This is a genomic window from Candidatus Dependentiae bacterium, from assembly GCA_018266175.1.
Classification (GTDB): domain Bacteria; phylum Babelota; class Babeliae; order Babelales; family RVW-14; genus JAFEAY01.
The window spans coordinates 222721-236063 of record JAFEAY010000021.1 but is presented as its reverse complement, the minus strand read 5'-3'; the positions used below and the strand labels follow the sequence as shown (position 1 = coordinate 236063).

The following is a 13343-nucleotide window of genomic DNA, read 5'->3' as shown; positions in this document are numbered from 1 at the left end:
TATGGAATAAATCAGAGGATTACTATGAAACTATACAGGCTCTTTTTATTTTTTATGCCATTAATTCTCAGTACATCAATAATATCAGCAACAACACACAAAAACCTCGTACGCCCACACACAACGCTAACAACAAAAATCAAAAACATTATTTCGTTACAACAAAAAAATATTAAACAACCGGCTCCATCATCAGCCTCAATCAAATCTCCAATTAAAGACTGGAACCTTATTGTCTACATGGCAGCGAACAATAATTTACATCGCTTTGCACTCCACAATTTTCGCCAAATGCTGCGTATAGGATCAACTGAACATATCAATGTGTTACTTCAAATCGATGAATTTGGTGAATCTGAAGTAACACGCTTTTATGTTGAGCAAAATAATGCCACTATCCACGAAACAATCAGCAATACTACCGAAGCAATCAGCGGAACTCCTGAAAGCTTGTACGGTTTTTTACGTTGGGCAATAAAAAGCTTCCCCGCAAAACATCATGCCGTATTGCTTTGGAATCATGGCTCAGGAATTAAAGATCCAAGTATTTGGGGTAAATATTATGGAGGGAATCGAGACAAATTTTTTTACAAAAACCCAAAAACAGGGCTCCTTCAGGTCAGAAAAAAATCTTCTCAATTGAGCAACGATAATAACCAGTATAATAATAAAGGAATAGCTTTTAATGAAGTTCATCAAACATATATCAATAACCAAGAACTCCGTCTCTGTCTTGAAAAAACGTGTACTGAACTTCTAGGTAGCAAAAAAATAGATATTATTTTTATGGATGCTTGTCATATGGGGATGATTGAAATAGCTTCTAAGTTAAAAAAAGTTTCTGATTATCTTGTTGGATCGGAAGAAATTGAGCCCGGCACAGGATATAATTACACTTTTCTTCTTGAACCATTTTTAAGAAAATCTCTTTCACCCAGTGAATTTGCTCAACATGCTGTTTTAGCATATCAAGCTGAGTACATTGATGCATTTGCAGATTTTACACAAGCCGCTATTTCTTTAAAAAATTTTGAGATTATGGAACAAAAATTTTTTAATTTTTCTGCAAAACTTTTGAATTTTATCAGCAAAAATCATGATAACTTTATGACGATACGACGTATAAGAAAAAGTAACCGAGATACTTCAGAGTTTTTTGATGAAGATTATATCGACTTACGTCACTTTTTAAAAAGTGTTATTACAATGCTACAAAACAATAAAAATTTTGTTCATAAAGATAATGGTAGTGATGGCGATGATGATGATGATGACTTCAATGAATTACTCGCAAATAACCTTGAAGAAGCTGCCGTTGAGTGCATCACCGAATATGACCGAAAAATTATTGCAAGTACTACGGGTGTTAACTTGCCCCGGGCTGGAGGCTTTGCAGTCTATTTTCCTAAAAAACTTGTTCACCATTCCTATTTTAAAACGATTTTTTCTCAATCGACGCTGTGGTCAGATTTTATTTCTGATTTTGTTAAGAAAAATAGAGAAATTTAAAAATAGTTTTTTGCGCTTGGAAAATGCCAATAAATTAGCTATGTTTTCATCACGTTTTTAAAAATAAAACCCTTCATCTAAGTACAATAAAATTATGTCTTGCGAAAATACACTGACAAAACAAGAGCAACTCAAAAAACTTTTTGCACCGTACGTCAATTGTCAAAAATGCCCGCTTGCAACACAAGGACGCACGCAGGTAGTTTTTGGTTCAGGCGATGCGCAGGCAACACTCATGTTTATTGGTGAAGGCCCAGGACGCGATGAAGACCTGCAAGGCTCACCGTTTGTTGGTCGCTCAGGTCAATTACTCACCAAAATAATCCAGGCTATGGGGCTTGAACGCGAGCAGGTTTATATCTCCAACGTCGTGAAGTGCCGACCGCCCAACAACCGCACCCCACTGCCCACCGAAACGAGTACCTGCAAACAATTATTACTGCTCAAAGAGATTGAAATTATTCAGCCAAAGGTCATCTGCACACTTGGCGCTCCAGCGGCCAAAGCGCTCCTGGGTGAGGACGTGCAGATTTCGCGCGTACGAGGTATTTTTGCTGAATTCAAAGGCATTACCGTCATGCCCACCTATCACCCTGCATATTTGCTGAGAAACCCAGTAGAGAAGCGCACAGTATGGGAAGATATGAAAAAAATTATGGCCAAAATCCAAGAGCTTAATCCTTAACAGTGTTGGTTTTTAAACCGAATGTTTTTCAATGTCTGCATAAATAATGAAACCACGTGAATGAAGTGCTATCATCAGAAAAGGATGATCTGAAAAATTTGGTGAATACCGTATTGCCCAATATGCAACAGTATTATTTAAGTACTGCCCAAGGGTGACGGTAGATATATCAGCACTCATTTCGAGTTTACGTCCAAGTTGTTGTATCTGCACAATTGCGTCTCTGACAGGCTCTCTTGGCTGACCATCTTCTACAGAAAAATTATTATTCGATCTTGATTGTTTGTAAGAACCTACAATTTTCCCAAATAAATCTCCCCTTAAAGTGGCGATATATTCTTCAGGTGACAGCAATATGTTAGTTGCTCCTTTCAGGTATTGCTCTTTTGCATACTCAAGAAGATTGCACATTCGCACAATAATTACTTCAGTAAAAGGTCCACTCAATTCATCTGATAAACTGTCCATAGCAACTACTTGCTTTGAAATGCATAAAACAGCAAGAAGCAATGTCGTAATGAAACCTTTTTTTGAGAAAAACACAGAGCGCTCCTTTTTTAATGTAAAAATTTGAAATTGATAAATATACAACTGCAAGTAAGAAAATTATGCGATACCCCGAAATGAGCCATTAAAGTATATGGCCCCATTATCATAGACTCCTATCCATATCCCAACCTGAGTATCCAAATTTTTTCGATTAAACTCACAAGCAACACTGGCCCATACAGAAACATTCTGACTCAACAGCTTGAAATAGCACCATTTGAGCGTCTCACCAGAAGGAGCGTCTCGAGGTTTAATTAATTGAGCATTTCGCTGTTCTTCACTAATACTGCGGCTAATCACATCACCTTGTATACCAGATTTCACATAAAAAATACCTTCTGATCGCTCATACAACGCAGCAATCGATAAAGATAAATTAGTTTTTAATTGATCAACAAATTCTCGCGCTGTCCCTACTTCTTCCAGGTCACCCTCATTAATTTTTTTCTTCGCATAGTCCAAAAATGCTTGAGCATCAAACACAACAATTTCCGTCAATGGTCCGTCAAATTCACTCGACGGTTCATTCATACCAATAGCAGATTTCGTATTACATAGAGCAGCAACAGCTAATATTAAACCAAGAAGTTTATTGAAAAAAAATTCTCTAATTGATGCTAATTTTTTCATAGATTTATCTCTTTTAAAAAATTTACTTCACATAATAAAGAGTGTATCATGCGATTGTATCGGCATGTTGTAATTCATGCAAGAGCCCGCGATAATATTTGTTATCGCGGGCTCTTAGTTATTTATCTCAACAAATTAAATTGATATGCAGTGCTCAGTTTTTAGCTCAATTTAATAACTGAATCTTTGGTTATACGAATTTTTGTTCCATCAAATTTAGTAATTTCAAAACCTATGAACTTTTCTTCACGATGCTTGCGCACTTGATCCATAAGCCATTGAATAGCAACCTGCTCGCCCAATAAACAGCCCATATCGGCATCACAGCGATAATGAATACCAGCAGCATTTCTTGACCCTAAACAAGCATTCGAGGCAAGTTTATGCAACTCTGAATTAACCGTTAACTCCTGAGCTCCTTCTGCATCTGTTAGATTAACAAGAGAAGAACCATCTCCATTTGGTTTTACCGGATTCATAAATGATGCAATTTTTGCATTACCATTAAAATAGGCCTTTAGCACGGTAGCACAAGCACCAGCTATTCCGGCATGACCCGATAAAAAAGCGGGATGTAATGGTGAAGCTTCTGGATATTCTTGACTCAGTAAATAAGTACTTGCTTGTTGCATGGTCAAGCGATCACGCATATCTGTAACAATTGACGCATCTGCTTGTCTTTGATTATGAGCAATAACCCAATCAAGTAAATCTTGATCAAATAATGATGCATGAAGTCCGAATTCATTTACGCCGGTTGTTTTTGCCCTATGAACAAGTGCGGCAAAAGCTTCTGGTCTTAAGCTCCTATGAGCGAGCCATTTATGAGCCCACACTGTTTTAATTGCTTCATGAGAAGCTTCAGCCATTACCGAAAACATTTCAACCGGACCTGAAGAAACAAATGCTCCCTCGTTGGGCATCAAGCTATTGTTATATGGAAGACTTGGATTAGATGGACATCCATGATTTAAAAGAATTTGCGCAGCATAATAAAATGCTTCACAGGGACCATCTTCATGAAACATAGTAGCCAAGTCGGCGCTGTTAATTGTATGACGTGTAGGGCCAAAAAATCTTCCATTTAATACAGATTTATCAGCTCCGTAGGGACGTGGCACATTGCCATTTTGAAGAGCAATAAAATCATCCCATGATATTCCAAATTCTGTCTGCGAAACAGTCGGAACAAGTTGTTTATGGGGAACTGTATTATAGGAAAAAAGAGGGCTTACATCATGCAAACAAAATTGAGACTGGTATGGCCCAACCAGAACACCTTGGCTTATACCCCTAAATAATACTTTAGGTGTTACGGTATTTGTTTGAGGATCGCGAGGACCCTTAAATGCTTTTCCTAATTTGTTTAGAATTGCACATGCTCGTAAAGACTTTGAGCCCCCAGAACCATCAGCATCAGAGCCTGAACCTGTACCATATTCATCAAAATTAACGTGACGCATGATTGCCTGAAGATAAACTTCGATCAGCTCAGCTGCAGCTTCAGCACTCTGAATTTTTGGAGCTTGAAATCCTGGAAAAAGTTGAATTGGTCGACCTTCAAGCGAAAACATCAGTGCTGTTTGAGGCGCAACAAATTTTCTTACTCCTGCTCTTTTGATAGCATTAAAATCATCTTGTTTTCCGCTTACCAATGCTTCAACAAGTTTCTTAAAACTTGAGGCTCCTTGTGCAGTTACCAGCCCCGTTACTGGATCATGTTCAAGTCCCTTGGTAAATGAAGAAACAAACAAATCTCCAAAACTGTTTTCATCGCCATTACCAGCTTTATAAATATCAAATGTTACTGCGCCTGTATTTGGGTCAAATAAATCTGGTTGCTCAAAAATTTGAAAAAACGCAGCCTCATCACGTGTATTAAAATAGTCAGCAAGTCTATCTGAAAGCTCTTGGGCTCGTATCGATTGTGTAATTGGGCATATGAAAACAAGCGATCCAAGAATAATATTTTTAATAAATTTCATTATGTACCTTTCATGTATTAAAACGAAATATCAGCTTTTAACCACATGGTCCAACGCGACAAAGATTTATTACCATCTGATGGAAATTCATACGAACCGCCATAGGTTACACCAAATGGCCACTTGCAGGTGGTCCAGCGGTAACCTGCAGCCCCATAGACGGTGTGGGAAACCACTGAAGGGTGTGCTGCTGATTTTAAATCAAGGTCAGTTGCTTTGATAGGTATATACACGGCGCCATCACCAAAAGCTCCATCATTAAGAGTTCTATTTGCTGTTATATCACGTCGTGAATTAGTAACTCCCTGGCCATTAGCTTTTTTAACTGCAGCAGATTCAACCCACTGATTTTTGAGTTTCACCGACTCAGCTTCACGTGCATGTAAGTTATAACCTGCTTCAAATTCCCATGAACAACAGTTTAAAACAAAAGCATTATTCCATGTGACATTGAATCCAGGTTCAACTTTCATATCCTGCGTTAAGATATTGATACCCGGCGTTGAAATAAGATTCCTTACATTAGCACCAGCTATTCCTGCCGCTGTAGCTTGTGCTAAACTTTCATACATTTCAAGATAACGACTCCATGGTTTATTGATCAAATCAAACGAACGTTTTTGAGTATTTTCAAAAAGATACTGAGCTGTAAGCGCTGCCTCGTAAGAAAAATTCCAATGAGCTGCATCATCTTCACTTAATACGACACGGAATGTTCCACCTCCCAACAAGCCAACATGCTGACCATTACCAAGTTGCGGTTCAAACATAAAATGGTTTTTTTGCTTGTTGCTCGTTGGAATAATCAAACCAAGTGACAGATCAAAAACTATGCTCTCAGTTTGCGCAACCACAAAACCAAGTTTTGTTTCGATATCACCAAAGCCTGTTTTATGATGGGCATGGTTATCAATTTTTCCATACAACCATGCTTCTTGATGAAGCGCATCTTTCATATTGCCAAAAAGAGGTTGAACTCCTGGAATTTGAGCTGCAACCCCGCCACCCTCATTAATTATTACTTCTTGCAAACGGACATCGCTTTCAACATGAAGAATTGGCGTGGAAATGCTCAAGTAAAATGGATGATTAGACTGTTTATTAAAAAGGTGTTGATAGTGCAAACCAAGCCCAACTGACCATTCACGAGGGTGGAGTGAAATCGTACTTTTAAAAGTATCAGCAACGGCATTAGTTCGCATTATATGAAGCATTCCAGCTTCAGCACGTAAACTCAATATATTAAAATGTTCTGCATGTAACGTTGTACTTGCATCAGCAACCAACACCTCGCTCACCTTTGCCGACGGCGAACCAAACGGCATAAAGTAAGTTCCAAAATCATCTGATTCAGTTGAAGCGCCACCAAAAAGAACTGCCTGAAAATGTCCTCCCCAAGAACTCTTTTTTGTAACATTTTTGTCGTAACGACACCCTGAAATAAATTCAGGTGAAGCAGACTGAAACTGTGGCCGTGTTGAAAAATGCGTTTTACTCGTTACTTTCTTTGCATGAACATCATGCATTAAACAGGCAGCAGCAAGCACAAGTGCCACTCTGTAAAAAATTGGTATCTTCAAAAGACTCTCCTTTCTTTAATTTTCTTGTGAGGAATCAATCGCAAAAAATATAGTTAGGAATTCATGGCAATGTAAATAATTCGTAATTTAAAAATTACTGTATTGAAAAATTAGTCTATTAACGGGAATACTGTTCGAAAATAAACAAAGACATTTTTTTCTTGAAAAAATTCACCATTAAAAAATTGACTCAAGGGCTTTCCAAGCCGCTCTTCAAAAGGCGTTTCGCATACAAGTAAGACTGCTCTTTCTTCATCAGACATATTATCAACATTGTCATAAGCCTGATTACCTCTTGCCTCAATAAGCGTCTCTTGATCGGTATACATGAGGACATGGTTAATGCATACCATTTTTTTTCCATCTTGCTCATGCTCTGCTCCAAAAAAAACCAAGTCTCCTGGCTGCAAATTTGCTGGATGAACCGGATAGGTTGCAAGAAATTGATCGTGCGCATCACGCGGCAATTCAAATCCACAAGCGCGATAACATAAATAGATCAGGCCAGAACAGTCAACACCGGTTAAATGATTAACATGAGAGAGATAAGGAGAACAACCACCCCAAACATAGGGCATGCCAAGAAAAAGCCGTGCATAGTGCACCGTAGCATCTCGAAGTTCCTTTTGAAGCAATAAGTCACTCGTCAAATTCTTAAGATCAGGAAGTTGCGTAAAAGAATCTCTTTCCAAAGTATCCAACTTTCCACTTAAAACAAGCCCATTATTTTTGATGAGCTCAGCACGACAAAATCCAGGTATAAATTCATCTCCAATATGTAACTTAGTTCCAAACGGAAGTATTACTTTTGACTCACCGATACACATAGTTTTATACAAACTACTAACAATATAATCTTGTCGATAATTACAATTATCAAAAATCAAACTCAAATCTCTTGCACGCATCCAACCTGTATAATGAGAAATAACTAACCCTTTTTCATCATCAAAATGAACTTTTTTTTGTTCTTGAACTTGCACTTTAACCCATTTTTGATCACAGATAACTTTTTCTTCGAGCGCTATAACTTGATCGTTACATAAGAGCTGGGTCTGTAGATGAGGCACGTTTCTTGAAAAAGAAAAACCTCTATGCGGTGCATTATCAAAACCAGGAGTATCAACCAAATTTGCAACAGATGCAATTACAACCATTTTACATGGATAGCCTGCCTCAATAACCCGCGTCATAAAAATCATACAAAGAGCAGTACTTAATAAAGCTGCAAAAAGATTCATGTCTCTTCCTCTCCCTTAAATAATTATTCTATAAAGCTACCCCCGTAGACAAATCTGCGCAGCAGCACAGCGTCACCATTTTTTAACTCATGCAATGATTTACCAAGTCGCTCATGGACGCTTACCATGCGTACTTTACCTAAAAAACCGTGAGCTTCTATTAACATTCCGTTACCGATATATAACATCACATGAATCATAACAAGCTGATCATCTCGAAGCGTTCCTAAAAAAATAAGATCTCCTTGCTTTAATTGGGCAAGCTCACGAGGCTTACATGCTTTCCATTGTCCATGAGCATAACGAGGAGTTGTTATGCCGCAGGATACATAAGCAAGCTGAATAAGCGCGGAACAATCAATACCTTCTCCACTACGCCCTCCCCAAACGTAAGGAATGTGCGCAAATTGCAAAGCTTGCCCCACAATCATTTCTCTTAACCCGTCAATACTTATTAACTTAAGTTCGTCTTGGGATACCAGATCACGTGCAGCTACAAATCCATGGTTATCATCAGGAAACTGTACTTTGCACCATGCCAAATTATGAACAACACCTCTAAGCTTTGTGCCGCACGAAAAACTCATACAAGCTGGCAATACATCACCACCTGAATCTGTTAAAGGTTTTTCATAAACGTTTGCCTGTTTTGAAACGACCACAAGATTCAAATCCACAATCGGCTTATTTATAATGCGTACATTCTTCGATTTTATCCAACCATGACACCCGCGAAGACCTTGATCATCAATAACTGACTGCTCTATTGCTCGAACTCGATACCATCCATTTTTTTCTTCCAAAATTATCACTGGTTCATTGAATAATAATTGAGTTCGCCGATAAGCTTGTTGCTCACCAAAAAGCTCAGGTATACATGTGGCTGCCAACTGAACAACAGGCTCTTCTTCAAGGGTAAATTTTACTTGAGTTGCAACAAGATCTACACAGGGAACAGCAATAACTCCAAGTCTTTGAACTTCTAACTCTTTATCTTCCAAGCCCATAACTCCTCCAACTCCAAAAAGAAACCAGGTAAAAAAAATAAATCTCAATGATAACTTCATAAAAATCCCTTCCCCTAAGATAAAAAGAGTATAAAAAACTTTTACTCGCATAAAAAAGAAACAAGCTTATCTGAATAGCCACGGTCAAAAAAATTACCAAATAAGAATATAATAAAACTTGTTTAATAATAAAAATCTTCTTAGAAATTGTGGATAACCTGTGGATAACTTGTGGATAACTTGTGGATAAAGTGTGGATAACTTTTAAAAACACATCCAATAGTGGCCACCTGAGCCTTTTTTCAAAATTGACGCTTGAATAAGCGCTGCCAATCAATCAATCCAGAGAATCAAAAAAAGTTATCAACACTTGTCCACAGGTTATCCACAGGTTATCCACAATTTGACAAAGCGTGATAACATCTTACAGGAGGCTTAATCCAGCGTTTTTTTTTGAGTTATCCACAAAAAGTGGGGGAGCCTATTATTATTAGTTTATATTTATATAAATATTAATAAGTAATAATAAGCGTCAGAAAGTCATTCATGCTTGTTAACCTAAAAAGGCAATTGCTTCACTTTTTTTGTTTTTAACATAAACTTAGAGAAACCAGTGGTACGGCTCAAAGCGTTTTTCGGTTAAATTGTTCTAAATGCAGAGGTAGAAAAACTGTGAATCTTGCGGATGTAATAGAAGGTCTTGTTGAAGAACGAGGTCTTGAAAGAGAAAAAGTTGTTTCGATTGTTTGTGATGGCATTCGTACGGCTTACGAAAAGAAATTTCCTTACATTGACTTTGTTATTACATTCAATGCAAAATCAGGCAACATTGAAGTCTTTGCAAATAAAGAAGTTGTATCATCGGTTTACGATGACGATGTTCAGGTTTCATTGCGTAAAGCTCGCACACTTGAATCAAACATCGAAGCAGGGCAATTTATCAACGTACCCTTTGAGGAACCTGTTGGTCGTATAGAAATTTTGACAGCCAAGCAAGTTATTGCGGGTAAGATTCGAGAGCTTGAACAATTGGTTATCTTTAACGCATTCAAAGATCGTAAAGATTCTATTATCAGCGGTATTGTTCACAAGCGTGAACGTAATGGCTTTGTGGTCAAAGTTGGCGATGTTATGGCACTTCTTCCAAAAGAAGGCATGATCCCCAACGAAACTCTTCGCATAGGCCATCCACTTAAAGCATTACTTCGCGAAGTTCTTCCTGTTGCCCGTGGTGATTACCAACTTATTCTTGATCGCGCTTCAGGTGATTTTGTTAAACGCCTGGTCGAAGTTGAAATACCAGAAGTTTTTGAGGGCTTGGTTGAAATTAAAAAAATTGTGCGTATTGCAGGGTACAAGACAAAGGCTATTGTTGCTTCCACGAGCAAGGAGATTGATCCTGTAGGGACTTGTGTTGGTGTTGGAGGTGCTCGTATTAAGCCTATCTTGCGTGAACTCGGCTCAGAAAAGATCGATTTGATCGAGTGGACTGAGAACGGAGAAGATTTGGTACGTGATAGTCTTAAGCCTGCAGAAATTGACAAGGTTGAAATTGTTGATGACAGAAAAGTCATTGTTTGGCTTGCACAAGACCAGCGATCTTATGCTATCGGTAAAATGGGACAGAACATTCTGCTAGCATCGCGCCTTGTGGGTCTTGATATACAGCTGCAAGATGTTTCTCCGAGCGGTTCATCATCAGATTTTTTCTCTGATGATGTTATGAGCCTGGAAGATGATTCTGCAGATGATATCTCCTCACATGACAATGAATGATATTTTTAAAATAGTCAGGTGAACAGAGCATGCGTGTATACGAAATTGCCAAAGAACTTGGTTTGCACAGTAAAGATGTTTTAGCGCTTCTTGAAAAGCATGGAATTTCGCTTCCGAGCCATATGTCGGTTTTATCCGATAAGGCTCTTGAGCTACTCAAAAAACCTATACCGTCTCAAAAACAAGCCCCATCCCCAATCAAAAAGATAGCTGTAAAGTCTGAAGAGGTAAAAACTGTGTCTGAACCATTGAGTCCTGTTAAAAAAAATGAAAATTACAACATTCCACCTTCTGGAGTTGTAGCACCGGTTAGGGAGAGTAAAGAGGCTGCTGTTCTTCAATCAAACGAACAACTTAACAGTACAAAAGGTGCTGTTCGGTTGCAATCAACAGCAGAAACTCGATCTACAACAGGTATCAAAGGATATCGCGTTGAAGACGACGAGCAGCTTCGCTATCAGTTAGAAAATGAAGAAGTTACCGAAGAAGCTCCGCTTAAAAATGAAAAAATTTCTTTGTTGCTCCAGCGCAAAGGTCTTATTATTGAGCGTCGTCCTACTCGTAAACGAGGTCGTCGACGTCGTGGAAGAATGCCAGCTACTGTACAAGAAGCTCCCGTCGTTACAGAAATAACGCTTTCAAAAAGTTTGCCTCTTCACGAAGCTGCTGTTCTTTTAGGTAAATCTGCAGGCGATATCATTTCTGCGCTTTTAAAGCGAGGCATGGTTTGCAATCGCAATTATGTACTTTCTGTTGATATTATCGAATCACTTGCACAACAGTTTGGTGTAGAAATTGTTAAGCAAGACGAATCTCCTGTTAATCAATCTGAATCTCTGCTTGCAAAAAAACAGTCCTTAGAGCACGCAACGGGTGAATTTCGATGGCCTATTGCTGTTGTGATGGGACACGTTGATCATGGCAAGACAACGTTTCTTGATTATATTCGCAAAATGAAAGTGGCTGCTTCTGAAAAAGGTGGTATTACACAACATTTGGGCGCTTATGAAGTTGATAGTGCTCATGGAAAAATTATATTTCTTGATACTCCTGGTCACGAAGCGTTTGCTACCATTAGGCAGCGTGGCGCGCGCGTCACGGATATAGCAATTTTAATTGTTGCTGCTGATGATGGCGTAAAGCCTCAGACCGTTGAAGCAATTCGTCATGCTCAAGAGGCTGGAGTTCCGATTATTGTTGCACTGAACAAAATTGATAAAGCTCCTTCTCAAGCTGCATTGGATACCATTAAGCGACAATTATCACAACACGATCTTCTTGCCGAAGACTGGGGTGGACAAGTTGTCATGGTGCCAATCTCTGCTAAAACAGGACAAGGTGTTGATGAACTCTTGCAGATGATTGTATTGCAATCTCAACTTATGGACCTTCGTGCTCATGCACAAGCGCCAGCTCGAGCGTATGTTCTTGAATCGCGCTTAGAAAAAGGCTACGGTCCTGTTGCAACAATTATTTGTACTGAAGGCACATTGCATCAAGGCGATTTCTTTGTTTGTGGTGATTCTACGGGAAAAGTGCGTTTGTTAATTAACTCACATGGCCAAAAAGTGAAGCAAGCAGCTCCTTCAATTCCTGTACAAGTTGTAGGTTTTGATAGCGTTGCATCAATTGGCGAATGGTTAAAAGTTATTCCAGCTGCTGAGTACAATAAAATTCGTTCTTCAAAGTCGACAGCAACAAAAGCTGCGCTTGAAAACCCACAGCAACGATCTTTTGAAGTTATTACTGAAAAAGTTAAAAAAGAGATCAATATTGTTTTGAAGACCGACACGCGTGGTTCTCAAGATGCTATGGTTCATTCGCTTGATAAGCTCCTTTCAAAACATAAAGCAATCAAGTGCCCAATTAATATCATTCAGAGCGGCATCGGTGATGTTTCTGAGGGAGATATTGATTTAGCATCAAACACCAAGTCAATTTTAATTGCGTTGCATGTAAAAGTTGAAAAAAACGCCATGCAGCTTGCAAGAAAGCTTGAAGTTGAAGTTTGGACTCATGATATTATTTATCGTGTGATTGAAGATCTTGAAAAACTTCTTCTATCAAAACGAGAAGCGGTTATTTCTTGGGTTAAATGCGGCGAAGCAAACGTTAAAAAAGTCTTTGATATTAAAGGTGTTGGCGTTATCGCTGGTTGTTATATCAAAGAAGGTACCTTCGGTCGTAATTGTAAAGTTGTTTGCATGCGTGGTGGCCAAAAAGTCGGCGAAGGCAAAATTAACAGCTTACAACGAGACAAAAAACCGGTTAAAGAAGTCCATGCGGGATTTGACTGCGGATTTTCAGCCGATTCGTTTCAAGACTGGGTTGAAGATGATATCGCTATTTGTTACAACGAAGTTCGCGAAAAACTACAATAA

10 protein-coding genes are annotated in these 13343 nt (G+C 38.6%); 4 read left to right on the top strand and 6 right to left on the bottom strand.

Annotated elements, in window-relative coordinates; all coding sequences use genetic code 11:
- Positions 1–24: 24 nt before the first annotated feature.
- Both JST56_05150 and JST56_05145 read left to right on the top strand, forming a co-directional pair.
- Positions 25–1509 (top strand): hypothetical protein, encoded by a 1485-nt coding sequence (locus tag JST56_05150; protein MBS1988354.1) that lies wholly within the window; start codon positions 25–27, stop codon positions 1507–1509.
- Positions 1510–1603: 94 nt separating this feature from the next.
- A complete protein-coding gene (locus JST56_05145) occupies positions 1604–2194 on the top strand; it encodes a uracil-DNA glycosylase (protein MBS1988353.1) in 591 nt (196 codons plus the stop codon).
- A 12-nt stretch (positions 2195–2206) separates the two neighbouring features.
- Here the strand turns inward: JST56_05145 and JST56_05140 are convergent, their stop codons facing one another.
- The 6 genes from JST56_05140 to JST56_05115 form a co-directional block, all read right to left on the bottom strand.
- Positions 2207–2737 (bottom strand): hypothetical protein, encoded by a 531-nt coding sequence (locus JST56_05140; protein MBS1988352.1) that lies wholly within the window; start codon positions 2735–2737, stop codon positions 2207–2209.
- A gap of 63 nt (positions 2738–2800) precedes the next feature.
- On the bottom strand, positions 2801–3373 hold the full coding sequence (locus JST56_05135; protein MBS1988351.1) for a hypothetical protein: 573 nt from the start codon (positions 3371–3373) through the stop codon (positions 2801–2803).
- Between the two features lie 161 nt (positions 3374–3534).
- The gene (locus JST56_05130; GenBank protein ID MBS1988350.1) at positions 3535–5358 is read right to left on the bottom strand and encodes a hypothetical protein; all 1824 of its coding nucleotides are present in this window, start codon (positions 5356–5358) and stop codon (positions 3535–3537) included.
- A 17-nt stretch (positions 5359–5375) separates the two neighbouring features.
- Complete coding sequence (locus JST56_05125; GenBank protein ID MBS1988349.1) at positions 5376–6938, bottom strand: hypothetical protein; 1563 nt, start codon at positions 6936–6938, stop codon at positions 5376–5378.
- A 110-nt stretch (positions 6939–7048) separates the two neighbouring features.
- Positions 7049–8179, bottom strand: coding sequence for a C40 family peptidase (locus JST56_05120; protein ID MBS1988348.1), 1131 nt, complete (start codon positions 8177–8179; stop codon positions 7049–7051).
- A 23-nt stretch (positions 8180–8202) separates the two neighbouring features.
- On the bottom strand, positions 8203–9246 hold the full coding sequence (locus tag JST56_05115; protein ID MBS1988347.1) for a C40 family peptidase: 1044 nt from the start codon (positions 9244–9246) through the stop codon (positions 8203–8205).
- A 612-nt stretch (positions 9247–9858) separates the two neighbouring features.
- Between JST56_05115 and nusA the strand changes: the two genes are divergently transcribed.
- Entirely contained in the window at positions 9859–10962 is a 1104-nt protein-coding gene (gene nusA, locus JST56_05110) for a transcription termination factor NusA (GenBank protein ID MBS1988346.1), read from the top strand.
- A 29-nt stretch (positions 10963–10991) separates the two neighbouring features.
- Positions 10992–13343, top strand: coding sequence for a translation initiation factor IF-2 (locus tag JST56_05105; GenBank protein ID MBS1988345.1), 2352 nt, complete (start codon positions 10992–10994; stop codon positions 13341–13343).

What these genes read in the sequence shown, in the direction of transcription:
- JST56_05150 (MBS1988354.1), top strand. Translation starts at nt 25, where the DNA reads ATGAAACTATACAGGCTCTTTTTATTTTTTATGCCATTAATTCTCAGT.
- JST56_05145 (MBS1988353.1), top strand. Translation starts at nt 1,604, where the DNA reads ATGTCTTGCGAAAATACACTGACAAAACAAGAGCAACTCAAAAAACTT.
- JST56_05135 (MBS1988351.1), bottom strand. Translation starts at nt 3,373, where the DNA reads ATGAAAAAATTAGCATCAATTAGAGAATTTTTTTTCAATAAACTTCTT.
- JST56_05130 (MBS1988350.1), bottom strand. Translation starts at nt 5,358, where the DNA reads ATGAAATTTATTAAAAATATTATTCTTGGATCGCTTGTTTTCATATGC.
- JST56_05120 (MBS1988348.1), bottom strand. Translation starts at nt 8,179, where the DNA reads ATGAATCTTTTTGCAGCTTTATTAAGTACTGCTCTTTGTATGATTTTT.
- JST56_05115 (MBS1988347.1), bottom strand. Translation starts at nt 9,246, where the DNA reads ATGAAGTTATCATTGAGATTTATTTTTTTTACCTGGTTTCTTTTTGGA.
- JST56_05105 (MBS1988345.1), top strand. Translation starts at nt 10,992, where the DNA reads ATGCGTGTATACGAAATTGCCAAAGAACTTGGTTTGCACAGTAAAGAT.